Source organism: Spirosoma lacussanchae, from assembly GCF_005870035.1.
Taxonomy (GTDB): Bacteria; Bacteroidota; Bacteroidia; order Cytophagales; family Spirosomataceae; genus Spirosoma; species Spirosoma lacussanchae.
The window spans coordinates 535,698-560,571 of record NZ_SWJG01000001.1 but is presented as its reverse complement, the minus strand read 5'-3'; the positions used below and the strand labels follow the sequence as shown (position 1 = coordinate 560,571).

General features: G+C 56.2%; 25 protein-coding genes. 15 read left to right on the top strand and 10 right to left on the bottom strand.

Annotation, left to right across the window (positions count from 1 at the left end; genetic code table 11):
- Nucleotides 1–48: 48 nt before the first annotated feature.
- The 5 genes from FBR45_RS02280 (at nt 49) to purQ (ending at nt 5,616) form a co-directional block, all read left to right on the top strand.
- Nucleotides 49–1,203, top strand: coding sequence for a hypothetical protein (locus tag FBR45_RS02280; RefSeq protein ID WP_138498956.1), 1,155 nt, complete (start codon nt 49–51; stop codon nt 1,201–1,203).
- A gap of 48 nt (nt 1,204–1,251) precedes the next feature.
- Nucleotides 1,252–2,928, top strand: coding sequence for a M1 family metallopeptidase (locus tag FBR45_RS02275; protein ID WP_138498954.1), 1,677 nt, complete (start codon nt 1,252–1,254; stop codon nt 2,926–2,928).
- 168 nt (nt 2,929–3,096) lie between these two features.
- On the top strand, nt 3,097–3,840 hold the full coding sequence (locus tag FBR45_RS02270) for a 5'-nucleotidase C-terminal domain-containing protein (protein WP_138498952.1): 744 nt from the start codon (nt 3,097–3,099) through the stop codon (nt 3,838–3,840).
- On the top strand, nt 3,818–4,750 hold the full coding sequence (locus FBR45_RS02265; RefSeq protein ID WP_138498950.1) for a bifunctional metallophosphatase/5'-nucleotidase: 933 nt from the start codon (nt 3,818–3,820) through the stop codon (nt 4,748–4,750). The genes FBR45_RS02270 and FBR45_RS02265 overlap by 23 nt, the downstream gene beginning before the upstream one ends.
- Before the next feature lie 179 nt (nt 4,751–4,929).
- A complete protein-coding gene (purQ, locus tag FBR45_RS02260; protein WP_138498948.1) occupies nt 4,930–5,616 on the top strand; it encodes a phosphoribosylformylglycinamidine synthase subunit PurQ in 687 nt (228 codons plus the stop codon).
- A 49-nt stretch (nt 5,617–5,665) separates the two neighbouring features.
- Here purQ and FBR45_RS02255 read toward each other — a convergent pair whose 3' ends face one another.
- From FBR45_RS02255 to FBR45_RS02245, 3 genes are all read right to left on the bottom strand, one after another.
- Nucleotides 5,666–6,760: an alkene reductase gene (locus FBR45_RS02255; RefSeq protein ID WP_138498946.1), complete on the bottom strand. Its 1,095-nt coding sequence runs from the start codon at nt 6,758–6,760 to the stop codon at nt 5,666–5,668.
- A gap of 93 nt (nt 6,761–6,853) precedes the next feature.
- The gene (locus tag FBR45_RS02250) at nt 6,854–7,123 is read right to left on the bottom strand and encodes an ArsR/SmtB family transcription factor (RefSeq protein WP_077920695.1); all 270 of its coding nucleotides are present in this window, start codon (nt 7,121–7,123) and stop codon (nt 6,854–6,856) included.
- A 171-nt stretch (nt 7,124–7,294) separates the two neighbouring features.
- Nucleotides 7,295–8,503: an alpha/beta hydrolase family protein gene (locus tag FBR45_RS02245; RefSeq protein WP_246082082.1), complete on the bottom strand. Its 1,209-nt coding sequence runs from the start codon at nt 8,501–8,503 to the stop codon at nt 7,295–7,297.
- Nucleotides 8,504–8,714: 211 nt separating this feature from the next.
- On the opposite strand from FBR45_RS02245, the gene FBR45_RS02240 reads away from it, so the two are divergent.
- The gene (locus tag FBR45_RS02240; RefSeq protein ID WP_138498944.1) at nt 8,715–9,584 is read left to right on the top strand and encodes a glycosyltransferase family protein; all 870 of its coding nucleotides are present in this window, start codon (nt 8,715–8,717) and stop codon (nt 9,582–9,584) included.
- A 71-nt stretch (nt 9,585–9,655) separates the two neighbouring features.
- On the opposite strand, the gene FBR45_RS02235 is transcribed toward FBR45_RS02240, so the two are convergent.
- Both FBR45_RS02235 and FBR45_RS02230 read right to left on the bottom strand, forming a co-directional pair.
- Entirely contained in the window at nt 9,656–10,543 is an 888-nt protein-coding gene (locus FBR45_RS02235) for a hydroxypyruvate isomerase family protein (protein ID WP_138498942.1), read from the bottom strand.
- Between the two features lie 99 nt (nt 10,544–10,642).
- Nucleotides 10,643–11,368 carry a 3-keto-disaccharide hydrolase gene (locus FBR45_RS02230; RefSeq protein ID WP_138498940.1) on the bottom strand — a complete coding sequence of 242 codons (726 nt, stop codon included), beginning with the start codon at nt 11,366–11,368 and terminating at the stop codon, nt 10,643–10,645.
- Nucleotides 11,369–11,609: 241 nt separating this feature from the next.
- Here FBR45_RS02230 and moeB point away from each other — a divergent pair, with 241 nt between their 5' ends.
- The 6 genes from moeB (at nt 11,610) to FBR45_RS02200 (ending at nt 16,284) form a co-directional block, all read left to right on the top strand.
- On the top strand, nt 11,610–12,749 hold the full coding sequence (gene moeB / locus FBR45_RS02225; protein WP_138498939.1) for a molybdopterin-synthase adenylyltransferase MoeB: 1,140 nt from the start codon (nt 11,610–11,612) through the stop codon (nt 12,747–12,749).
- 106 nt (nt 12,750–12,855) lie between these two features.
- Nucleotides 12,856–13,209: an aspartate 1-decarboxylase gene (gene panD, locus FBR45_RS02220; protein ID WP_138498937.1), complete on the top strand. Its 354-nt coding sequence runs from the start codon at nt 12,856–12,858 to the stop codon at nt 13,207–13,209.
- Nucleotides 13,210–13,281: 72 nt separating this feature from the next.
- Nucleotides 13,282–14,340 (top strand): lysylphosphatidylglycerol synthase transmembrane domain-containing protein, encoded by a 1,059-nt coding sequence (locus tag FBR45_RS02215; protein WP_138498935.1) that lies wholly within the window; start codon nt 13,282–13,284, stop codon nt 14,338–14,340.
- Nucleotides 14,341–14,352: 12 nt separating this feature from the next.
- Nucleotides 14,353–14,832: a D-glycero-beta-D-manno-heptose 1-phosphate adenylyltransferase gene (gene rfaE2, locus FBR45_RS02210; protein ID WP_138498933.1), complete on the top strand. Its 480-nt coding sequence runs from the start codon at nt 14,353–14,355 to the stop codon at nt 14,830–14,832.
- Between the two features lie 148 nt (nt 14,833–14,980).
- On the top strand, nt 14,981–15,394 hold the full coding sequence (locus tag FBR45_RS02205) for a DUF2147 domain-containing protein (RefSeq protein WP_246082081.1): 414 nt from the start codon (nt 14,981–14,983) through the stop codon (nt 15,392–15,394).
- A 224-nt stretch (nt 15,395–15,618) separates the two neighbouring features.
- Nucleotides 15,619–16,284 (top strand): zinc metallopeptidase, encoded by a 666-nt coding sequence (locus FBR45_RS02200; protein ID WP_077920687.1) that lies wholly within the window; start codon nt 15,619–15,621, stop codon nt 16,282–16,284.
- A 71-nt stretch (nt 16,285–16,355) separates the two neighbouring features.
- Here the strand turns inward: FBR45_RS02200 and FBR45_RS02195 are convergent, their stop codons facing one another.
- On the bottom strand, nt 16,356–16,760 hold the full coding sequence (locus FBR45_RS02195; protein ID WP_138498929.1) for a phage holin family protein: 405 nt from the start codon (nt 16,758–16,760) through the stop codon (nt 16,356–16,358).
- Nucleotides 16,761–16,920: 160 nt separating this feature from the next.
- Here FBR45_RS02195 and FBR45_RS02190 point away from each other — a divergent pair, with 160 nt between their 5' ends.
- The gene (locus FBR45_RS02190) at nt 16,921–17,649 is read left to right on the top strand and encodes a class I SAM-dependent methyltransferase (protein WP_138498927.1); all 729 of its coding nucleotides are present in this window, start codon (nt 16,921–16,923) and stop codon (nt 17,647–17,649) included.
- Between the two features lie 24 nt (nt 17,650–17,673).
- On the opposite strand, the gene FBR45_RS02185 is transcribed toward FBR45_RS02190, so the two are convergent.
- Both FBR45_RS02185 and FBR45_RS02180 read right to left on the bottom strand, forming a co-directional pair.
- A complete protein-coding gene (locus FBR45_RS02185; protein ID WP_138498925.1) occupies nt 17,674–18,507 on the bottom strand; it encodes an ion transporter in 834 nt (277 codons plus the stop codon).
- A 62-nt stretch (nt 18,508–18,569) separates the two neighbouring features.
- Nucleotides 18,570–20,234: an amino acid permease gene (locus tag FBR45_RS02180; protein WP_138498923.1), complete on the bottom strand. Its 1,665-nt coding sequence runs from the start codon at nt 20,232–20,234 to the stop codon at nt 18,570–18,572.
- A 131-nt stretch (nt 20,235–20,365) separates the two neighbouring features.
- Here FBR45_RS02180 and gldA point away from each other — a divergent pair, with 131 nt between their 5' ends.
- The gene (gldA, locus tag FBR45_RS02175; protein ID WP_138498921.1) at nt 20,366–21,283 is read left to right on the top strand and encodes a gliding motility-associated ABC transporter ATP-binding subunit GldA; all 918 of its coding nucleotides are present in this window, start codon (nt 20,366–20,368) and stop codon (nt 21,281–21,283) included.
- A gap of 184 nt (nt 21,284–21,467) precedes the next feature.
- Here the strand turns inward: gldA and FBR45_RS02170 are convergent, their stop codons facing one another.
- Nucleotides 21,468–22,001, bottom strand: a complete 534-nt coding sequence (locus FBR45_RS02170) for a DUF4136 domain-containing protein (RefSeq protein ID WP_077920681.1) — start codon at nt 21,999–22,001, stop codon at nt 21,468–21,470.
- Nucleotides 22,002–22,177: 176 nt separating this feature from the next.
- Complete coding sequence (gene aroB / locus FBR45_RS02165; protein ID WP_138498920.1) at nt 22,178–23,215, bottom strand: 3-dehydroquinate synthase; 1,038 nt, start codon at nt 23,213–23,215, stop codon at nt 22,178–22,180.
- A 266-nt stretch (nt 23,216–23,481) separates the two neighbouring features.
- Between aroB and FBR45_RS02160 the strand changes: the two genes are divergently transcribed.
- Nucleotides 23,482–24,870, top strand: a complete 1,389-nt coding sequence (locus FBR45_RS02160; protein ID WP_138498918.1) for a beta-alanine-activating enzyme beta-propeller domain-containing protein — start codon at nt 23,482–23,484, stop codon at nt 24,868–24,870.
- Nucleotides 24,871–24,874 lie beyond the last annotated feature (4 nt).

Genomic DNA, 24,874 nt, shown 5'->3' with positions numbered 1-24,874 from the left:
CGCTTTTTTAGTATATTTGTTGATAGACAACCCCATCATCCTTCTTTTATGAACCGACTGTTCGCGGTGCTGCTGCTTCTGACGTCGTCTCTGCTCTGTTCAGCGCAGCAGACCACGATCGATACGCTGCATTGGAGCGCTACCCGTCGGCTACAGCTCAGCGACTTTCACAGCCCCGCCCAGCCCGGGCTAGGCGGGTCGGAGTTCTATTACCAGATCGGCTACGAAGTGCGGCCAACATCGATCGGAAGCCTGCCCGCTATTGATGCCTTCTGCCTGATGTTCCGCAACCTGTCGTGGGTTTCCGAAACGGCCCGCTCGGAGCGTACACTGGCTTATAATCAGGTCCTGTTCGATCTGGTTGAAGTGCATACCCGTCAGATGAAAGCCAAGCTGATTGCGCTCGGTGCCGACCGGCGGTTTAAACAGCAGGCCAAGCAAATTGAATACCTGACCAACGCCGAGCTGGGTGCCGAAGTAAACCGGTTCCGGGCCGAAACCGGCGGGGGCGACGACCTCGCAGCCCTGCAGCGATGGCAGCGGCAGGTGGTTCAGCGACTGTACGATGTACCCGACCTGGTAACGACCTACCGCTCGTCGAAAGTAGGGTACGGCATATTCTTCGGTGGAGGGGGCGCCCTTGCCACCGGCCCGCTGGCCCAGCACCTCAACCCATCGGGCGGTATCGTGTTCGGTCTGGACCTGGCCTTCCGGCGAACGGTGCTGTTTATCCACCCCACGCTCTACAACGGCAGCATCCGGTCCGGCTTTTCGCACCAGAACAAAAAATGGGAAGCCGGTATGCCTGTCAGCCCCACCCAGCTAGAAATCGGCCTGGGAGCTATCGCCTACGAGTCGGCCCGGCAGCGGCTGATTCCTTATGTTGGCTACCGGCTGCTGGAACTGACGCCCCGTAACCGGAACGATGAACGGTACAAAGGCTTTGTGGTATCGGATCATGCGCCCGTAGTAGGCCTGGCGCTGGACATCAAGCTAGGCAATAATACACCCCGGGCCGATCGTTCAGAAAATAGCTTCTGGTTTGTTCGTACCAAAGTATCCTACAGCCCGGTGCTGATTGGCAAACCCTTTTCCGGTGGCCTGTTCAACCTGCAGATCGGGATCGGCGGCTTCGGACGGCTTCGTAAAGTCAACTACCGCCCCGAGCGAACAACCATTGTGCTGCCGGGCAACCTGATTTAATCACCTGATCGGCATGGTGTTTTTTGTCGCGTCTCCAGACTTCCGTTTATGAACGCCGTTGGCAAGCTGGCTTTTGCCCTATTTATTTCGATCCTAAGTCAGCCGTTGATCCAGGCGCAGACACCGACCAGCCGGTTCACCCATGCCGACTCGCTGCGGGGTGGTCTCCGCCCCGAACGCACCAGCTACGATGTGCTTTTCTACGACCTGAACCTGAGCGTCGATCCGGCTACCCAAACCATCCAGGGCAGTAACACCATCCGCTACAAAGTCGTGAAGCCGTTTCGGCGGATGCAGGTCGATCTGTTTGCCAGCATGGCGGTTCGGGCCATTACGCAGAAAGGCAGCAACGGCCAGCTCAAACCGCTTGCCTATACCCGCGACGGCAACGCTCTTTTCATTACGCTACCCGACTCACCAGCTACCGGTCAGGTTCGCGAGATCACCATCAAGTATGCCGGCAGGCCCCAGATTGCCAAAAATGCACCCTGGGATGGCGGCTTCGTCTGGCGGAAAGATACCACAACGGCCCGACAGGCCGACTGGGTAACGGTAGCCTGCGAAGGAACGGGCGCCAGTTTATGGTGGCCTAACAAAGACCACCTCTCCGACGAGCCCGACTCGATGCGCATCCGCTGCCGGGTGCCGAAAGGGCTGACCTGCGTCTCGAACGGAAAGCTGGTTGGGCAGAGACCGGCCGCTGGCGGTACACAAACCGAATGGACCTGGTTTGTTCACTACCCCATCAACAATTATAACGTTACCCTCAACATTACCGATTACGCCCACATCTCGGACACCTATACCGCCAGAGATGGCCAGAAACTGGCGCTGGACTATTACGTATTGCCCGGCAACCTGGCCAGAGCCAAAGCGCACTTCGCCCAGGTAAAGCCCATGCTGGCCTGCTACGAAACTCACTTCGGCAAATACCCGTTCTGGCGCGACGGCTACAAACTGGTTGAAACCCCTTACTGGGGCATGGAGCACCAGAGCGCGGTTGCGTACGGGAATAAATACCGCAACAACGCGTACGGGTTCGACTTCATCATCATCCACGAGAGCGGGCACGAATATTTCGGCAACAGCCTGAGTTGCGCCGATCAGGCCGAAATGTGGATTCATGAGTCCTTTACGACCTACGCCGAAGCCCTGTACCTGGCCTGTACGCAGGACGAAGCCCGCACCATCAGCTACCTCAACAACCAGCGGAAGCTGATTAAAAACAAGTTTCCGATGCTGGGGCCGCTGGGTGTCAATGCCGAGCAGGAAGACACCGACATCTATTACAAAGGAGCCTGGATGCTCCATACTCTCCGCTATGCCGTTAACAATGACAAAATCTGGTTCGCGGCCATCCGGGCGCTGGCGACCGAAAAACAACGCTCTACCGTATATACCGATGAGATCATCGATTTTTTGGTCAGGCAGACCGGGGTGAACCTGCGTCCGTTGTTCGATCAATACCTGCGCCATGCCGACCTGCCCACGTTCGAGTACAAGCTGACTGGCAAAGGCACCGACGAGCTGGAGATGAGCTACCGCTGGGTGGCCGACACGGATGGGTTCAACCTGCCCGTGTGGGTCCAGACCAGCACCAGCGACTGGCAACAACTACGGCCTACCCGCTCCTGGCAGAGCCTGATGCTCAAAGCTAGCCCCGGCCCGGTCAGCGTAGACCGGGATAAAGGCCTGTTCGACGTACGCGTCACGGCTGTCGACTAGCTGCAAACCCAGCCAGGGGCTACGCCCACTGATTGGGTTTGCTGGCCAAAGCCGGGCGTTGGCCCCACCGGCTGGATACGGTACTACATTATGCCACTATTATCAGTCTGGCTTGCCAACATAAGCGGCTGGGGCTGCTGGACCCGTTTCGTTATCTTTACATCCATCATGAAGCAACTCCTAGTATTGATTACCCTTGCCGGGTTGTCGGCCTGCCAGCCGGGGGGATACCACCTGACCAGCCAAACTGCCCGCCGAATCGGTATTGACTCGGCAAGTGCCCCAGCCGACAGCAGCGTGGCCCGCTTTCTACTTCCCTACCGGCAGGGCCTCGATCGCAGCATGAACGAAGTGCTGACCCGGTCAACGGGCCGGATCGAGAAAGGCCCGCCCGGCGCCCCGCTCAACAATCTGCTTACCGACGCACTGCTGCAACAGGCCAGCCTGCGCTACGGCAAACCCATCGACTGCTCGCACCTGAACTACGGCGGTATCCGGAACAACCTGCCCGAAGGCAATATTACCACCGGCTCGATCTTCGAAGTGATGCCGTTCGACAACCAGCTGGTAATCCTGACGGTTACGGGCACCATGCTCCAGCAGCTACTCGATCATTTTGCGAAGGACGACCGACTAGTCGTTGGTGGTCTGCGGGCCCGAATCCGGGGGGGGCAGGTACAGGACGTTACGTTCACCAACGGCCGGACTCTGCAACCCAACGAAACCTATACCGTGGCCATGAGCGATTACGTGGCCGACGGGGGCGACAACACCGGCTTCCTGAGAAATCCGGTCCGGCGCGAAACCCTTACCTACCTCATCCGCGATACCCTGATCGATTATTTCCGGCAGCAGGGGAAGTCGGGTCAACCTATTACTCCTACATCTGATGGACGCTTTACAGTTGAATAGACGCCAGTTTCTGAAGCTGCTCGGCACCACCGCCGTCATTGGCGCGGTAGCCCCCGACGCCCTGGCCCGGCGCGGCCCCACTACGCTGACCATTCTGCACACCAACGACGTACACAGTCGGCTCGACCCGTTCCCGATGGATGGCAGCCGAAATGCCGGTCGCGGTGGCGTGGCCCGGCGCGCTACGCTGGTCCGGGCCATTCGGCAGGAGCAGGTCGACGGGCGCCCCCGCAACGTGCTGCTGTTCGATGCGGGCGATATTTTTCAGGGAACGCCCTACTTCAATCTGTACAAGGGCGAACCCGAAATACTGGCCATGAACCAGCTCGGCTACGACGCCGGCACCATCGGCAACCATGACTTCGACGGCGGCATCGACAATATGGTGACTCAGTTCGGCAAGGCTACGTTTCCGATGCTGATTGCCAACTATGACTTCAAAAACACCGTACTGGACGGCCGCACCATGCCTTACAAAATCTTCACAAAAGAGGGCGTTAAAGTAGGTGTCTTCGGCCTCGGTATCCGGCCGGAGGGGCTTATTCCGAAAGACGCCTACCGTGAAACGAAATACCTCGACCCCATCGAGATTGGGAACGACATGGCGGCTACCCTGCGCAACGACAAAAAATGCGATTATGTCATATGCCTGTCGCACCTGGGGTTCAAGTACGACGGTCCAACGGTTTCGGATAACGTGCTGGCGGCTCAGACGCGCCATATCGACGGTATCATCGGCGGCCATACCCATACGTTCCTGGATGCTCCCGTGCAGGTCAACAACCGCGATGGGCAGCCCGTCTGGATCAATCAGGTTGGCTTTGCCGGCATTAACCTGGGCCGGATTGACCTCACGTTCGAAAAAGGAAACGTAACGGCATCGGGTCAGGCCGTAGCGGTTAAAGGCTAAGCTATTAAGCACGGACTACTCCGTATACGCATAGCCTTTTGGGCCGCCTGTTTGCCTTAAACAGCGTCTAAGTTCGTATCTTTACAGCATCAACGGGTAACCCGGCCACCGAGCGATCAGGGCCACTGCCGGTCTGCTACCGCCCCTGGTTACTCTTTCACTCTTTCGCTCTTTCGTCCATGAAATTTGGCGTTGTTGTATTTCCCGGCTCTAACTGCGATCAGGACGCGGTAGACGCCCTTGAACTGATGGACCAGCAGGTTGTCAAACTCTGGCACAAAGACCACGACCTACAGGGCTGCGATTTTATTATACTTCCCGGCGGCTTCTCCTACGGCGACTACCTCCGTACGGGCGCTGTAGCGCGGTTTTCGCCGATCATGAACGAAGTGATTGCCCACGCCAACCGGGGCGGTTACCTGATCGGTTTCTGCAACGGCTTCCAGATTCTGGCCGAAGCCAACCTGGTGCCGGGGGTACTGCTCCGGAATACGAACCAGCAGTACATCTGCAAAAACATTTACCTCAAGCCGGAGTCGACCGATGCGCCGCTCACGGCCGATCTGGAACGCCGGGCGTATAAAATTCCGATGGCCCACGGCGAGGGTCGCTACTTCGCCGACGCCGATACGCTCAAAGCGCTGACCGATAACGGGCAGATCCTGTTCCGCTACTGCGATGAACAGGGTAACATTACCGATGCGGCTAATCCCAACGGAAGCCTCGACAACATTGCCGGCGTAACCAACGACCGGAAAAACGTATTCGGCATGATGCCCCACCCCGAACGGGCGGCTGATCCCATCCTGGGCAATACCGATGGGCGGCTTATTCTGGAGCAAATGCTCAAAGTCGTTCTGGCCTAAACATAAAAGGGTGGCTCGGAGAGCCACCCTTTTATGTTTCATATACAGCTTACTGCGCTACCGCTACCAGCGCCGGATAATCGGTATAACCTTTCTCACCGGGCGTATAGAACGTGTTGAAGTCAGGCTGGTTCATGTCAGCACCACTTTGCAGCCGCGCCACAAAATCAGGGTTGGCAATGACCGGGCGGCCGAAAGCCACCAGATCGGCCTGGCCGCTTTCCAGAACAGCTTCGGCCCGCTCCGCATCATAGCCTCCGCTCAAAATCAGCGTGCCGGTGAAACGAGCCCGAATGTCGTCAACGATATGGGCCGGTACGGCGGGCGCACCCATAGCCGCGTGATCGACCAGATGTAGGTACACGATACCCAGCGCATTCAGTTTTTCGGCCAGATACCGATAGGTTTCGTCGGTTTCCGGATAGGGATGGATGTCGTTGAACACACCGTAGGGCGATAACCGCACGCCCACCTTATCAAACCCGATAGCCTTTCCAGCCGCTTCGGCCGCTTCGAGCAGAAAACGGCTGCGATTTTCAACACTACCGCCGTACTCGTCGGTACGCTGGTTAGAATTCGGGCTGATGAACTGCTCAATAAGGTATCCGTTGGCGCCGTGCAGTTCGACCCCGTCGAAACCGGCCTCGATCGCGTTTTTCGACGCTGTTACGTACTCCTGAATGGTTTGCTTCACCTCATCGGTTGTAAGGGCCCGGGGGGTTGGGTGATCCTGCATCCCTTCGGTATCGGTATAGATCTGACCGGCAGCCGCAATGGCCGACGGGGCAATGACTTCGGCATTACCCACCAGATGACTGGCGTGGCCGATCCGGCCGGTATGCATGAGCTGGATAAAGAGTTTACCACCTTCGGCATGAACTGCGTCGGTCACTTTCCGCCAGCCAGCTACCTGAGCCGCACTATGAATACCCGGAATACGCGCGTACCCCTCGCCGTTGGGCGAAGGCGATACCCCTTCCGTAATGATCAGGCCAATAGACGCGCGCTGCGCATAGTAGGTAGCCATGATATCGGTCGGCAAGTGATCGGCCGTGGCCCGGTTGCGGGTCATGGGTGCCATAACCAGGTGGTTCGTCAGCGTCAGATTGCCCAGACGAGCTTCTGAAAACAGTTTTTGTGCCATGTGTTTATTTCGGTTGTGAACGGTTTTACTCCGTGAATACCCTCCCTCAACACAACCAAATATTTAAAAGTTTGGATGTTTACGGATAAAATTTTAGCCCAGCTTCTCCAGGAAGCCGGATAACTGCTGCAATGACTCCTTATTGAGCGACAGGTACAGGTTTCGGCCTTCCTTGCGCGCGTTGACCAGGCCGCTCTCGGTGAGCTGCTTGACATGGTGCGACACGCAGGGTTGCGACAGCCCGGTCAGTTCCTGAATATCGGTGCAGGTCATACTGCCTTTGTCCGACAGCTCCAGCAAGATGGACAGGCGGTATTTATCAGCAATAGCGCCCGTAGCTTTTTCAACAAACCGGTGTTCCATAGTAGCGAGGGGCTTCGTCCCCAACTAATGACGAAGAAACAAATTATCTATATGCGAACAAAATCCAGCGACTTATAGTGCCTGCCTGAACGCCAGCGGATTCCGTGGCTGATAATCAGTCGGTCGTTGTCTGCTTTGTACGTATACAGCAGACAACGACCGGTTGGGGCTTTACGGTATACTGGCGAAGAACTGAAGCGTTTGAAGCAGGTAACCCGGAATAGCGCTCGCGTGCGACTGACCCTGCAGCGGGAACAACTGAACCGTCGTGGCGCCTTTTTGCTTCATCGCGTTGAAGGCATTCTCGCTGTTGAGCGGATAGACCTGCTGGTCGGCAGTGCCGTAGATGAGCAGGGTCGGCGTCTTAGGCACGAAATTGTACGTATCGTTATCCTTCAAGGCATTGATAAACTCCGTGTCGGTACCGTTCAGGATACCGTTCTTAAACCCATCCGTAGCGGCCTGGTTGAAGCTGACGTCGATAGTAGCCAGGAAACCCTGGGTCTGTACCCGGCTCGCATACGGCTCTTTCAGAAAGAAAGATAGCGGTCGGTTCAGGTTATAGATCCGGTTGTAGGTCGTCATGACCCACAAATACTGGCTGTTGGCCAGGGGCAAACCGGAGGTGGGGCTTCCCAGCACGTATTTAGTAAAGTTGAGCTTATCGTAGGCTCCGGCTCCTGCGCTAACGGCTTTAAGGGTAAAGGGTTGCGAATTTTCGGTTTCCATCTTCTGCTGCAGCGCCATCGTAGCTCCGCCCCCCTGCGAGTAGCCCGACAGATACAGGTTGTTGTTCCAGCTGATGTTGTTGGCAGTACAGAACTCGCGGGTAGCCTGAATCATGTCGTAGGTCGACGAGGCCAGGGTTTTACGGTGTTCGTAGGGATGCGGCACCTGCTTACTTTCGCCGTAGCCGATGTAGTCAGGGTAGATAATCAGGTAGCCCAGCGCGGCTCCCAGTACGCCCACGGTAGCCGACTCCCCCCCGGCCACGAAGTACGAAGGCGCTTCCTTTTCGTCGAAGATCGTGCCGTGCTGAACGCTGATGGCCGAAAAAGCGCCGGTCCTGGTAGGTACCAGCACCGCGCCCGATGCCGTAATGTCAGTGCCGTCGACATTTTTGGTTTTGTAGGTAATGCGGTGAACCGTGCAGCCGTACTGGATAAAACTGGCAATCGGAATACCACCGCCCAGCTGTGCGCTGAACTGGCTGAGCTGGGTTACAACCTGCTCTTTGGTCAGCTGGGCAATTTGAGAATTCCCAACCAGGTACTGGTTTTGCGGGGTCGGCGTATCGGTCGTGCTGTTGTCGCAGGCGGTCAGCACCACAGCCAGCCAGAGTACCCAGACGTACCGGAATGACTTTACGGTAGAGATCATATGATTAGAACGATTTGACAAGGTTGCAGAGGAAATAAGCGATCAGATTACCTACAAATATGCATTCGTTTTCGGTCTGTTTTTTGCCGATTATAGGTGAGCAGCGGAAATCTGTTGGTGAGCGGGTCTGGCAGCGGGGCGAACTTGACCCGGTCGGCTGGACAGAATCAGCGGGGGCGTAGTACCTTTGTGCTTTCTTCTCGCTTATTTCATGAAAGTAGCCGGTTTCACCTTCATTCGGAACGCCATCCAGTACGACTATCCTATCGTGGAAGCCATCACCTCTGTACTGCCGCTCTGCGATGAGTTTGTAGTTGCCGTGGGTCAGTCCGACGATGAAACCCTCGCCCTGATTGAAGCCATTCCGTCTGACAAAATCCGGATCATCCAGACCGTCTGGGACGATACGGCCCGCGCGGGTGGTCGGGTTCTGGCGCTGGAAACCGACAAAGCCCTGGCTGCGGTTTCAGCCGATGCCGACTGGGCGTTTTATATTCAGGGCGACGAGGTGCTGCATGAACAGTATGTTCCGGTCGTTCGCCAGGCCATGGAAACTTACCTGACCGACACCAGCGTAGACGGTCTTCTGTTCAACTACCTGCATTTCTACGGCTCCTACAGCTACGTCGGCGACTCACGCCGGTGGTATCGGCGTGAGATACGCGTGGTTCGTAATACGGGCAATGTGGCTTCGTACCGCGATGCGCAGGGATTCCGCACGCGCGAAAACAAAAAACTGCGGGTGCGCCTGATCGACGCCTGGATTTACCACTACGGCTGGGTGAAGCCCCCCGAAACGCAGCGAAAACGGCTTCGCAACGCCAACCAGTTCTGGCACAGCAGCACCACCATCGACAAAGCCAACGCTGGCGCCGATGTGTTTGACTACAGCCAGATCGACTCACTGGCGCCGTTTACCGGTACTCACCCCGCCGTCATGCAGGCCCGGGTAGATCGGCTCAACTGGCCATTTACCTTCGACACCCGCCAGAAACGGTATACGCCCCGCGTCCGCTTCCTGACCTTTATCGAGAAACTGACCGGCTGGCGCATTGGCGAGTACAAGAATTACAAGCTATAAAAAGGGGGACGGGCCAGTAGAGCAGTCGATTGACTACTTTACTGGCCCGTCCCCCTTTTTCAGTTCTTTAGTTAAACGTCACACAGCAGAACGGCTTCTTTCAGGCTGGTAAGCGGGTCGCGTTTGGGAATAAACTCCTGCGCCACAAATCCTTTGTATCCCGTCTCCACGATGGCTTTCATCACGGCCGGGTAGTAAATCTCCTGCGATTCGTCGATTTCGTTCCGCCCGGGGTTGCCGCCGGTATGGTAGTGACCAATGTACTGGCTGTATTTACGGATGGTTCGGATAATGTCGCCCTCCATGATCTGCATGTGGTAGATGTCGTACAGCAGTTTGAAGTTCTCCGAGCCAACCTGTTTGCAGACCTCTACGCCCCAGGCCGTATGGTCGCACATGTAGTCTTTGTGATCGACCTTGCTGTTGAGCAGTTCCATGATCATGGTGATGCCGTGCTTCTCGGCGCTGGGCATCAGGCGTTTTAGACCCGTAGCGCAGTTTTTAGCGCCTTCTTCGTCGCTCATGCCGCGCCGGTTGCCCGAGAAACAAATAACCGTTTTGTAGCCGGCTGCCTTGAGTTTCGGGAAGATGGCTTCGTAGCTGGCCACTAGCTCATCGTGTAGCTTGGGGTCGTTGAAACCGCGTTCGATTCCCAGCCCGGCTCCCTGCGGCAGGGCGCAGGTCAGACCGTATTTTTTGAGGGTGGGCCACTCATCAGGGCCTAACAGCTCAACAGAGGTGAGGCCAATTTCTTTGGCCGACTTACAAAACTCATCAAGTGGAATTTTGCCGTAGCACCATTTACAGACCGAATGGTTAATGCGCCCTTTCAGCGCTGTAGCTCCACTGGGAGACAGATCGGTTTGAGACGTATTCATAGAAGCAGCAAGCGATTCAGTCAGGGCGGGTAGCGCAAGGGCGGTACCGGTTAAGGTTCGGAGGGCCGTTCGGCGAATCATGTTGGTAGGTTTTACGTAGAGACGCAACCGACTGATGTTGACAATCGGTTGCGTCTCGCTAGATCTGCCGGTATCAACACCGGCGCAACTGGTTTAGGATTAGAGTTCCCGGACTCGGATATTGCGGTACCAGACCTTGTCGCCGTGATCCTGGAGGGCAATACGACCGGTCGGAAATTTGTTGAAGCCTTCCCAGCCCTTGAATTTGCTCTGCGCTACCATAGCGTCCCACTCAGGCCCGCTGGTTGGGTAGTCGGCTACTTTTTTACCGTTCAGGTAATGCTCGGCGCGGCCGTTATTAACGACCAGCCGGGCTTTGTTCCACTCACCGGCCGGTTTAGCGGTGTTCATCGTGATCGGCTTCTGGATATCGTACAGCGCGCCGGCCGTGCGGTTACCATCGCGGCCCATCTTAGCATCGGGATGACGCTCGTTGTCCAGCACCTGCATTTCAGGGCCGGTATTGTAGGTAGCTTTGAACTTCGGATCTTCGTTTACGTGGTAGATGATGCCGCTGTTGCCTCCTTCGGCAATTTTCCACTCGATTTCCAGTTCGAAGTTGCCATACTCTTTATCGCTGACGAGGTCACCACCACCCCGGCCACCGGCAAAATGAATTGCCCCGTCGTCAACAACCCAGTTGCTCGACACGGGCTGATTCGTTTTGAGGTAATTGTGCCAGCCGGTCAGGGTTTTCCCGTCAAACAGCGTTTCCCATTTTCCTTTTTTAGGGATTGCCGTAGCGGGTACTGGGTTGGCAAACAGGGTTCCACCAAGGGTCAGTACCAGAGCCAATGCGGTAACTGAAGCACGCAGGTAGTTCATAGTTGAGATTTGTTAGGATTATTACGGAACAATACTACTGAAAAAACCCGTAGCTCGTATAAATACCAAAGAGGCAACCGGGCCGCTCATACCCGTATTAACGGAAATCTCCCCCCTATACGTCTGTCTGTCAGTAAGCAGCAGGTACCGGTATCGAAATTTATGGGAGCGACGCAATTTTCGTTCTGAAAAATCTGTTGGACTATAGCAACAATAGATTGCGCTGCCCGATCATCATCCCATGGAAGCGACTACCCTGATTCCCGCCGAAAAAGAGCGCTATCAAAAACACCTCAATCTGCCCGAACTTGGCTCTGCCGGCCAGCTACGGCTCAAGAACGCCCGTGTGCTCGTTGTTGGGGCGGGTGGTCTGGGGTGTCCGGTACTGCTGTATCTGACCGCTGCCGGTGTCGGTACAATTGGCCTGATCGATCCTGACGTCGTGGCCCTGAGTAACCTGCAGCGGCAGGTCCTCTACACCACCGACGAAGTGGGCAAGCCTAAGGTCAAGATGGCGGTTAGCCACCTGAACCGGCTCAACCCCGACCTTACCTTCGACACCTACAATATGGCGCTCGAGATTGGCAATGCCCGTTCCATCATCGAGAAGTACGATATCATCGTCGACTGTACCGACAATTTCACGGTGCGGTATCTGGTCAACGATATGTGTGTGCTGCTCGGCAAGCCGTTCGTTTACGGTGCCATCCATCGGTTCGAGGGACAGGTAGCCGTCCTGAACGCCAGCCTGCCCGACGGGAGCCGGGGACCTACCTACCGCTGTATCTTTCCGGAAGAACCTAATTCCATTGAGATTCCGAACTGTAACGACACGGGGGTGCTGGGCGTATTGCCGGGGGTTATCGGCACTTACCAGGCCAGCGAGGTGATCAAGCTGATCACAGGGATTGGGCAGCCGCTGAACGAACACCTGCTGATGGTCGATCTGTTGAGTATGGGGCAGCAGAAAGTCAAACTCAAACGCCGGGCCGACGCCGACGAGTTGGCCCGGCAGGGACTCAGCAAAGCCGGAGCCCGACCGGTATCAGGCGCTTCGGGACCGCAAAAAATAACCCCGGCCGAGCTGGCCGATCGGCTGGCCCAGGGCGAATCGATCTTCCTCCTCGACGTTCGCGAACGCCCCGAGTACGACCTCTGCCACCTCGACGGAGCAGTCCTGATTCCGGTGGGTATGATTCCGAACAACCGTAAGCGCATTCCAACCGACCGACCCGTGGTTGTTTATTGCCATCACGGCATCCGGTCGGCCAACGTAGCGCAGTATCTCTACGCCCAGGACGGCCTGACCAACCTTTACAACCTCGATGGCGGCATTAACGCCTGGGCCCGCGAGATCGAACCCGAAATGGCCGTTTACTAATCCTTCGGCCCGTATGACCGGCCCGGCCTGGGTACGACGGTTACTGGCTGTACCTGTTGCGACTGTTTTAGTCGTACCTTTGCCGCGCCATAACGGTAAACAAATCATGTTTGTCAACATTCTGAAATCGAAACTCCACCGCGTTCGCGTGACGCAGGCTGAGTTAAACTACGTCGGCAGCATTACCATCGACGAAGATCTGATGGATGCCGCCGGGCTGCTCGAAAATGAGCAGGTGCATGTCGTCAATAACAACAACGGCGAACGGCTTATTACCTATGTCATCAAAGGAGAACGCGGTAGTGGTATTATCTGCCTCAACGGGGCAGCCGCCCGACGCGCCCAGGTCGGCGATATTGTCATTATTATTTCATACGCCATGATGACCGCCGAAGAGGCACGCACCCATAAACCTACGGTCGTTTTTCCCGACGACAATAACAAACTCGTAACGGATTAACCCAATACCCAGAGCGTAGCCCCTCATACCGGTTACGCTCTTTTTTTACACACCCCGTTTGCTCCCTCCCCTATGAATCTGAAAAACATCCTGAAGTACCTCATTTCACTGGCCATTGCGGGCGGGCTGCTCTGGTTCACCTTCCGGCAGAGTAACCTGAACGCAGCCGATCTGTGGGCTAAAATCAGCGCGGCCGATTATCGCTGGGTCATGCTCTCGATGGTACTTACGCTGGTGGCCCACTGGAGTCGGGCCGAGCGCTGGCGGCTGCTGCTGGAGCCGGTTGTTCCGCAGCGGCCTTCGTCGGTCGAGGCAACGGTGAGCGTACTGATTGGGTACCTGGCCAACATGGCCCTGCCCCGCGCGGGTGAAGTGGCTCGTTGCGGCACCCTGTATCGGCTGTCCGACGTACCCGTTAACGTCAGCTTCGGTACGGTAGTGGCCGAGCGCCTGTTCGACGTGCTGGTGCTGTTTATCCTGCTGGGCGTCACCTTCATCCTGGAGTTTGACCGGTTGAGTCAGTTCTTCATCGAGTTTCTGGGCGGCAAACTGCCCAACGGGAGCGCCGGTGGCGGGTCGGGCGTACTCGTGCTGGCGGCCGCTACGCTGGTAGGGCTGGCGCTGCTGGGCTGGTTTCTGTTCCGCCGATACCGGGCTGTGCTGGAACGTCAGCCGTTCTATCAGAAGATCAGCGGTTTTGTCGTCGGTTTGCTCGAAGGGCTGCTGAGCGTACGGAAACTACGCCGGCCGGGGGCTTTTGTGCTGCATACGATCCTGATCTGGACTATGTACTACCTGATGTCGTACACACTCTTCTTCGCCATGCCTGCCACGGCTAACCTGGGTCCGCTGGCCGGCCTGACCATTCTGGTAGTCGGTACGCTGGGTATGGCCGCGCCAACACCCGGCGGTATCGGCTCGTTTCACCTCCTGGTTGGGCAGGTAGCGCTGCTCTATAGCCTCACCGCGCAGGACGGCCAGATTCTGGCTACGTTTATCCATGGCGTTTCTACCCTGATGATTATTATTTTGGGCGTACTGGCCCTGCTGGTTGTGCTGCTGCGCCGGAACCGCGTGGTCAGTTCATCCGCTTCGTTACCCGATACCAATCCTGTTAACCTGGAACGGTAATCGTTTCCCTGTATGACTGAACATAAAATTCTTTCTCGCGACGAGGCCATTCAGCAGGCCGATCAGTGGCGCGCCAATGGCGAGCAGATCGTATTTACAAACGGCTGCTTCGATATTGTTCACCTGGGCCATATCGACTATCTCGAAAAGGCCCGCCAGCTGGGCGACCGGCTGATTCTGGGTCTCAATACCGATGCGTCGGTAAGCTGCATCAAAGGCCCCCTGCGGCCGGTCGTAAATGAGTACGCCCGGGCCCGGCTGATGGCGGCTCTGGCCTTCGTCGACGCCGTCACCCTCTTTGGCGAGCCTACCCCTCTCGAACTGATCGAGGCCGTACGACCCGACATCCTGGTGAAGGGCGACGACTATAGCGTGGCTACGATTGTGGGAGCTGATTTTGTTCTGGAGCGGGGCGGACGCGTCGAAACTATTGCTCTCGTTCCGGGCTACTCGACCACCAAACTGATTGAACGAATCAAGGGCAGTTATTAGACGAATTAGTAGTATTTCAGTAGATTCTAATAAAAATTTAATCTACTGATGTAGTGGAACTTACATCCCAAGTTGTCTAACTTTAAAATCCTGATGTCCTTAATACAGTTATCAGGGTGTAGATTTCTACATAGACAGCAACATACGGATGACCTTACAAAAAACTCGATTCACCCTGCTCGTTCTGGTCCTGCTGGTCGTTTGGCCCATGGCCGTTCAGTCGTCAGCCGGTCCCTCCGGCGATCAGATTCTGGGGCGCTGGCTCTTTCCGGCCAAGGGGTCGAGCGTTGAAATATACCGATCTGGCAATCAGTATTTTGGCCGCATGGCCGATGTCAGCTCAACGGGTAAACAGCAGTTTGGTGTTACCAAGAATCAATTGCTGATGAGCAATCTGTCGTTCGATGGGCAGGTCTGGTCGGGGGGCGAACTGATTCATCCCAGAACCGGCAATCGTTTTGGCGTTGAACTGAATCTGGAAGATCCACGTACCCTCCGAGTCAAGGTTTATAAAGGCTTCAAGTGGATTCATAAGGAGTTTACGCTGACTCGCCCAATGTAGTTCTGCGCTCCGTTTCCCTGAAAATTTCCTCAACGCTCTGCCCTTAAAACGGCGGAGCGTTTGTATTACCAGCCGGCCAGACGGCGGCAAAACCTGATAAATGGCAAAAAGGCCGGGATACTTTTTGGTAATAATCGTTGTTTTACTATCGATGGGTCATTAAGTTGCCCAGCAATTGAAACCACAAACCTGACTAACGAACGATGTCATCCATTTGGTTAATTATGATTTTGATCTTCGGCGCCAGTGCTTTTGTAAGCTGGCGGCTGCGGAGCAAGTTCAACGAATATTCACAAGTCGGCCTGAGTAACGGGCTCAGCGGAGCTGAAATAGCTCAGCAGATGCTGAATCAGAACGGCATTTACGATGTGCGCGTGCTGTCAGTAGAGGGTATGCTCACCGACCATTACAACCCGCAGGACAAAACGGTGAACCTCAGCGCCGACGTCTATTACGGGCGAAGCGTAGCGGCTGCGGCCGTAGCGGCCCACGAATGCGGACACGCGGTGCAGCATAAGGTAGCTTACGGTCCTCTGCAGTTCCGGTCGGCTATGGTACCCGTGCTGACTGTTTCGTCGCGCTACCTGCAGTGGGTACTGTTGGCCGGGGTACTGTTGCTACAAACCACGCCCCTGCCGCTGGCCATTGGTGTAGGCTTGTTCGCGCTGACTACGCTGTTCGCGTTCGTAACGCTGCCGGTCGAGTTCGACGCCAGCAAACGGGCCCTCGCCTGGATTCAGACCAACGGCGTTGTGAACCAGCGCGAATACGGTTTCGCGAAAGACGCCCTCTGGTGGGCCGCTATGACCTACGTCGTTGCCGCCCTGGGTTCGCTGGCTACGCTGCTGTACTACGCCAGCCTGCTGCTGGGTGGTCGCCGGAGCGACTAGTCCAAACTAGTTAGAAGGCAGAAAAGCCTCGCCCATATCGGGTGAGGCTTTTCTACTTATTAGGGAGCTGACTACGCCAGCTGGAGGGAAGCCATAACCTGCCGGATCACCACGTACCCCGACTCAACCATTTCGGGTGTGGGGGCCTGCCGGTCAATCAGGGAACCTACCACCGCCACAACCAGGGCAATGACCAGCGCTGGCCAGAACCCCCGAATCGTGAAGCTGTCCAGAAAACTGTCAATGAGTTTGAGCAGGATGGCCGTAACCACAATCCGTACCAGACCCGTCAGCAGGAAAAAGGTGACGAGGTTCAGCGGGAAGCGGATAATCCAACCCAGGACGAAGTTAAGCAGCCCCAGCAGCACCGCAATCAGCAGTGCCGTACCGAAATTTTTCACATCGATCTGGGGCATGAAATACGCCAGGCCAAAAATAACGCCAGCGTCAATAAGCAAGTGTAGTATCAGATTCATAGGGGAATCGTTCGAGTTGTTTTCAGCAAAACAACCTGATTGAGCACGAGTTGTTTGATCGGCGTCGGCGCCGGGTCAGTTACCAGTGTCGATCCGCTTCTGCTTTTTCCCAAATCAAATGGGTTGGTTTAACGGTTTTACTCCGTAAAGCCCTCTACTCATGTACCGTCTTCTGATTTTCCTCATTACTTCCCTGATGGCCTGCGGACAGGGATCGTCGCAACAGACCGCGACCCGCCCTTCTACCGACTCGACCCGGATCTACCAATTTGGCGAAGCCAGCCGCGACGGCATCGGTAAACGGTATCAGGGACGCGAGATTGCGCAGGTTATGGGGCACCTCGGTGCGTCGTGGCTCGACCGGCCGGAGCGGGAACAGGAAGAGCGAACCGACCTGCTACTCGAAGCCCTTGCTCTCAAACCAACTGACGTGGTGGCCGATATAGGGGCCGGAACGGGTTATTTCACTTTCCTGATGGCCCCCAAAGTACCGCAGGGGCAGGTTCTGGCGGTCGATATTCAGCCCGAGATGATCGACTACCTGAACGAAGGCAAAAGCAAGCGGAAGATCCGGAACGTAACCCCCGTACTCGGTACCGAATCCGATCCGAAGCTAGCAGCCAACAGCGTCGACCTGGCTATTCTGATCGATGCCTATCACGAGTTTTCGTACCCGCGCGAGATGATGCAGCACATAGCTACGGCCCTGAAACCGGGCGGGCGCGTGGTGCTGGTTGAGTACCGGGCCGAAGACCCCAGTGTTCCTATCAAGGAGCTCCATAAACTCAGCGTGGCGCAGGCCACCAAAGAGATGAAAGTTGTTGGGCTCCGGCTCCTGAAGAATGACAAACGGCTGCCGCAGCAGCACATCATGTTTTTCGGGAAATAACCCCGTTTCTCTGACGGAGGTTATCTAGAGGTGATTACCGCAGTATTTGCAGAAAACAGCGTCGGAGTCGTGCCCCTCTGCCCCGCAAACCGGACATGACTGAGTTGTTACCCGGCGGGCTTTGAGGGCTGCCTGCGAGATCTCGACCGTAACGATGCCGGTCGGCACGGCAATGATGCCGTAGCCCATGACCATAACCAGCGAGGCCAGCGCTTTTCCCCAGGGCGTCTGCGGAGACAGATCGCCGTACCCAACGGTAGTTAGGGTTACAATAGCCCAGTATATGCTGGTCGGGATGCTGTCGAAGCCGTTTTCTTCGCCCTCGATCATGTACATGATCGAGCCGATCACCACCACCAGCGACAGAATTGTCAGAATAAATACGCTGATCTTCCGCTGACTGGCTTTGAGCGCGCTTGTCAGAATAAACGCTTCGGAAAGGTATTCGGAGAGTTTCAGGACGCGGAACACCCGCAGCAGCCGCAGAATCCGGATGGTGAACAGGTACTGGCTACCGGGCAGAATCAGGCTCAGGTACGTTGGCAGCAGCGCCAGGATATCGACGAAGCCAAAAAAGCTGAGCATGTACCGCAGCGGACGCCTGACGCTGATCAGCCGCAACATATACTCGATCGTGAAAAGTATGGTGAAGAACCACTCGATCCGGATCAGAACCTGACCGTAACGGACCCGGATACTCGCCACGCTCTCAAGCATGACCACCAGCACACTCAGCAGGATACTCCCGATCAGAACAATATCGAAAGCACGTCCGGCGGGCGTGTCGGCCTCGAAGATGATTTCGTGTAAGCGAACCCGCCAGTGGGCATCCGGTTGCCGGGAGTCAGAACGGTTCATACAGTCGGGAATAACGAAGGCCGGATGGCAGGCGCCGGGTTGGTTCAGCCCCCGTCGGGCGGTTAGGCGGTAGCCAGTTTGCTTTTCCGGAATCCGTACGAAAAATAGATAACCAGTCCGATGGCCAGCCAGCCGACGAAGATCAGCCAGTTGCTGGCCCCCAGCTCGGTCATCAGGTACAGGTTGGTCAGTACACCAACAACTGGCAGCAGCGAAAAGTTATACCGGAATCCCTGCACAGCCAGGACCGCCCAGGTACCCCAGAAAACGAACAGCAGTGGTTTGGCTTCCATGTGCTCCAGCAGGTTGGCGCCGGTCAGGGTATAGCCGAAAGCCAGGATCAGCAGGGCACCGATGATGTATTTCCCGTTGATGTAAGGCACCCGAAACTTCGACTGACCCGACAGCCCCCTGGCATCCAGGTACAGAATACCTCCACAGACCAGAATAAACGCGAAGAACGTACCGACGCTGGTCAGATCGACGAAGAACTTAAGGTCCATAAACATGGATGGCACCGCCACCAGAAACCCGGTAACGATCGTAGCGAACGAAGGCGTTTTGTAGCGCGGGTGGATGGTGGCGAACCGTTTCCAGAGCAGGCCGTCGCGGCTCATGGTCATCCAGATCCTGGGCTGGCCCAGCTGATACACCAGCAGCGCACTTGTGATAGCCACTACGGCACTCACCGAAATAACCCCCGCCACAAAGTCCAGATTTACTTTCTGGAACACGTAGGCCAGCGGGTCGCTCACGCCCAGTTCTTTATAGTTGACCATACCAGTCAGTACGAGGGTAATCAGCACGTACAGCACGGTACAGATTGCCAGGCAGTAGAGCATAGCCCGGGGCAGATCGCGCTGAGGATTCTTGCACTCCTCGGCCGTGGTAGAAATCGAGTCGAAGCCGATAAAGGCGAAAAATACCGACGCCACGCCACTCAGCACGCCCGCTACCCCATTTGGTGCAAACGGCGACCAGTTGGCGGGTTTCACGTAAAAGGCACCTACACCGATAACCAGCCCAATAACGGCCAGCTTCAGCACCACCAGAATGTTGCTGGCGGTGCGTGACTCTTTAATACCAATGTATACCAGTGCCGTTATAAGTACTGTAACCGCCCCGGCTGGCAGGTTGGCAATCAGATGCAGATCGCCCAGCTGAGGGGCCTGTGCGTAGGCATCCGCCAGCACGCGTGTGTTCTCCGGAAGGGTGTCGAGCGGAGTGCCTGCCTGGCGGGTCTGCTCAACCAGCGCAAACGCCCGCAACGCCGAGCCGTAGTCGGTAGCCAGATACTTGGGAAAGGTAATTCCGAAGCCGCTAAGCATCGACGTAAAATACTCCGACCATGAAATAGCCACAACCATGTTGGAGACGGCATACTCCAGAATAAGCGCCCAGCCGATGATCCAGGCAAAAATCTCTCCGAAGGCTACGTAGGCATAGGTGTAGGCGCTGCCGCTGACAGGTACCGTACTGGCAAACTGAGCGTAGCTAAGGGCCGTAAAGACGCAGGCGATGGCCGTAAAGACAAACAGCAGCGACACCGCCGGACCGCCATTATAGCTCGCCAGCCCGATGGTACTGAAAATACCGGCTCCGATAATAGCCGCAATGCCAAACGAAGTCAGGTCGCGTACGCCCAGCGTCTTTACCAGCTTGCCGGAATCGCCTTCGGCGGCATCACTTAAAATTTGCGTTACGGTTTTTTTACGGAGAAGAGACATGTATCGATCAGAAAAACGGTGCCTATTTGCGTTAAACCGCTAAAAATAGAGATACTTTCCGGTTTTTTGTACGTTACATTCGTACCAGAGGCTGCAATAGTCAACCTGGTCAGGCCAATTTAGTCGTATCCATGTCGATCCGTGTTCAGAATTTGACCAAGGTATATGGTCATCAAAAAGCAGTCAACCAGATTTCGCTGGTTGCCCAGCCGGGCGAGATCGTCGGTTTTCTCGGTCCTAACGGCGCAGGGAAGTCGACGACCATGAAAATTGCGACGGGTTACCTGCCCCCTACCGACGGCACGGTCGACGTGAACGGCTTCGACGTGCGCACCCAGCCGATGGACGTGCGCCGGAGCGTTGGCTACCTGCCCGAACACAACCCCCTGTACCTCGATATGTACGTGAAGGAGTACCTGCGCTTTGCGGGGTCGCTCCATGGCCTGGGCGGAGCCGACCTCAGCCGACGCATTGCCGACATGATTGAGCGGGTGGGCCTGGGCCGCGAGCAGCACAAACGCATTGGTCAGTTGTCAAAAGGCTATCGACAACGGGTTGGTCTGGCGCAGGCACTTCTCCACAACCCGCCCGTGCTGATCCTCGACGAACCCACTACCGGCCTCGACCCGAACCAACTGGCCGAAATCCGGCAGGTTATCCGCGAGGCCGGCCGCGACAAAACGGTGCTGTTTTCGACCCATATCATGCAGGAGGTCGAAGCCGTCTGCGATCGGGTGGTCATCATCAACCGGGGGCAGATCGTTGCCGACGGACCGCTGAGCCAGCTTCGGGGGGCGTCGGCGGGCGCCGGGGTTGTCGTGATGGCTGAGTTCGAAAGCGAGCTGGCCACAGCCGATGTTCTGATGAACCTGCCGGGGGTCGAGCGGGTCGAGCCGCTGGGAAAAGGCCAGTATCGCGTCACGGCCAGCCCCGATACCGATCTCCGGGCGGCTATCTTCCGCCTGGCGGCCGATCAGAACCTGACACTAGTTGGGTTACGTCAGCAGGAGAATTCGCTGGAAGGCATCTTCAAGGAGCTGACCCGGTAGGTCATTGACAGGTCGCCCCGCCGGGGCTTGAGGGGTGGCTGTAACTTCGCCAACTGATAGCGTGTAAAGCCGTGTAGCTGGCGGCATATGGTCGGCAATGGGCTATAAACGACAAAAGCGGGTGTTGCCCGCTTTTGTCGTTTATAGATATATCTATGTGCCTGTTTCTCCCTGACGGTTCAGCCTAGCGGGCCGTTGCCATTAGTGGGTACTGGTCAAATATGGATCGGACAATCCCTTTGAAATAGTTGTTCTTGAAGTTGGGGTTGCGCATCATCTTCGACGCGTAGCCTTTCCAGATCACCTGATACGACTCAGCATCGATCAGCGAGATCATCAGCGTTCCTTCGTCGAGGTTGTAGTCGATGCGTTTGTAGGTGGCGTCATCGTCTTCACGAACAACCCAGTCTTTGATGACCGGCTGCTGATAACCGCGGAAACGCAGGTCCGAGCGGAAGATGTTGTATGAGATCAGCAGGTTCGGGTTGCGGTTACTTACGCGGTAGCCGCGGGCCTCCATCTGGTGCCGGATGGCATCCTGAATATCGGAGCAGAGCAGCGTTGAATCCACAAACTCACACTCCAGGAAATTGAATGATTCGTAATTTTTGAAGTGACCTTCGTAGCTGTAGTCGTGCTCGACAAACAACCGACTCGGCGAACAGCCCGCCATCGCAATAACGGCCAACGCAAACAGGATACCGATATACTTCTTCATACTGCGTTTGTAAAAGTTGCTGATAGGAGATTCTGATTTAGTAGAACGATGGTTTATGTCGTGACCAACTCAAATATAAGCGGTTATGTTTGGTTATTCAAGGTAATGTTACCAAAATTTAATTGCCAGATGAGTTATCGGCAAAATCTCCGTACCGCTGCGAAACGCGCTTTTTCTTACCTGGATAAGCCGCTGTAAAAAGCCAGCCCCCGGCGCATGTCAGCCATGGTAACCGGCAGGTCGAACGCGCAGCTGCCCGGCCCGTCGAGCAGCGCCATCCGAACCTGATTGCCCCGGTTTTTCTTGTCCTGAAGCGTCAGTGCCAGAATAGGCTCGGTGTCTGCCTCGGTTAGTCGTACATTCCCATATACGGCAAACACGTATTCTTCGATTTGCGTGAGCAGCTCCTGATCGATCATCTTTTTCTGGAAGGCAATGAACGCTTCGGCTACCATACCGACCGCAATGGCTTCGCCGTGGAGCAATCGCTTGCGGGGTTGTGTCAGGAAGTAGGTTTCTACCGCATGACCGAGCGTGTGGCCGAAGTTCAGGATCTTCCGCAATCCTTTCTCCGTCGGGTCCTGTTCAACCACCCGCTGTTTTACGGCTACCGAATGCGCCACAAGCATAGCCCAGTCCTGCTCGTCGAGGTCGCGCCGACGAATGTCGTTCCACATGCTGGCGTCGGCAATGAGGCAATGTTTGATGATCTCGGCAAAGCCCGACCGCAGCTCCCGCTCGGGCAGGGTAGCCAGCAACGACGGGTCGATCAGCACGGCGTTCGGCTGCTGAAACACGCCGATGTGGTTTTTGAAGCCGTTGAAGTCGATACCCAGCTTGCCGCCAACGCTGGCGTCGACCTGGGCCAGCAGAGTCGTCGGCAGTTGAGCAAAGGCAATACCGCGCTTGTAGGTAGCGGCACAGAAGCCGCCCATATCGCCAATAACACCACCGCCGAGGTTCAGCACCAGCGCATGCCGGTCAAAATTGGCGCGGGTCAGCGCATCCCAGATCAGCTCGCAGGTAGCCAGGTGTTTCTGTTCTTCACCCGCCTTGATGCGTACCAGCGTATGCCTGGGCAGCAGGGCCTTTATTTCGGGGTAACAGAACTTAAAGGTGTGATTATCGGCAATGACGGCTATGGCCGAAAAATCGGAAGAGTCCAGAAAAGCGGGCAGGCTTTCGGTAAGGGAAGCAATGGTTACAGTTGACATACAGCAAATGTACGCAACAGCAACGGCTGGTCGTAACGATACCCTGCATCTGTTAACAATCCGGAGTAGCCATATCCTTCCGTGCCCAAAAGCTATCTCTTTTTCGCCTATGTAGCCAGCTCTGAGACCGGCTGTTTCGAGTCGCGCCAGTACCTGGTTTATAGTTTGGCATTATAAATGTTTTCAGACCAACTACCAGACCCACCCCCAGGCCCCTATGCCTGACTCTGGTCTGCTTCTCTCATATATAGCCATCTATTGTGCTGATGTCTCGGAATGTATCTTCTCCACTGCTCCGGATAACTGGGCTGCTGTTACTCGTGGCGGCCTGCAAGGAATCAATCGATACGGCACCTATCAACACGGGCAAAGCCATCGAATCCTTTGTTTTTTCGACTCTAACGCCCCCGGTGTCGGCCGTCGTCGACTCCGTGGTGTACACCGTTCGGGCTACCGTTCCGGCCGGTACGAACCCCAGCCAGTTAGTACCCGCCATCACGATTTCGGAGAAAGCGATTATCTCGCCCGCTTCAGCTACGGCTCAGGATTTCAGCAAACCAGTTTCGTACACCGTTACGGCCATGGACAAATCGGTACAGCCCTACGTGGTCACGGTCAGCGTAGCCAGCCTGATTCCCAACGGGGGCGCTCTTGTTTATCTGGGAAACAGTATTGGTAATTTTTTCGCCCTCGACGGGGGCACCGGTACTGTGAAATGGCGCATCTCGACAGGTGCCTCCATTACGTCGAGCGCTTATGTGGCCGCCGGGCAAGTCTTCACCGCCAGCGAAAATGGTAACCTCTACGCGCTCGATGCCCTGACCGGTACCCAGCGCTGGAAATTCAGCGCCGGCAAGAGTATTCTGTCGAGTCCGGTCGCATCGGGGCGGCTGGTACTAGTGGGTAGCGAAGACCAGAACCTGTACGCCCTCGACATCCTGACCGGCGCCCAACGCTGGAAGTTCAGCACCGCGGGCGGAGTTACCTCAAGTCCGGTTGTCGCGAACCGGTTGGCCTATGTGGCCAGTAAAGACCAGACGCTCTACGCCCTCGATGTGGACTCAGGTACGCAACGCTGGAAGTTCAGCGCCGGTAACAGCATCACCTCCAGCCCGGCCGTTGCCGGCGACCTGGTCTACATCGGCACCAACGATTATAACCTCTACGCCCTCGATGCCGCAACCGGCGCCCAACGCTGGAAATTCAGCACGGGTGGGGCCGTAAGCTCAAGCCCGACGGTTGTCAACAGCATCGTATACGTAGGCAGCGACGACCGGAATCTGTACGCGCTCAATGCCAGCTCGGGCGCTGTAAGCTGGAAATTCAGCACCGGCGGCCGCATAACGTCGAGTCCGGTGGTGGCAAACGGGCTTGTCTACGTGGGCAGCGACGACCGGAATCTGTACGCCCTCGATGCGGCTACGGGTACGCTGCGCTGGAAATACAGCACCGGCGGCCTCGTTAGCGCCAGCCCAATCGTTTATAACGGCTTTGTTTACATCAGCGGGCAGGATACCAGCCTGTATTGCCTCAACGCCACCAGCGGGGTTCTCCGGTGGCGGGTTCCGCTCGATGCCCGGCTGCTGGCCAGCCCCTGCCTGGCTACTACAGACCTCGTACCGGTGGCAGCGGGTATTAGTGGCGGGCAGCAGTAAGGGG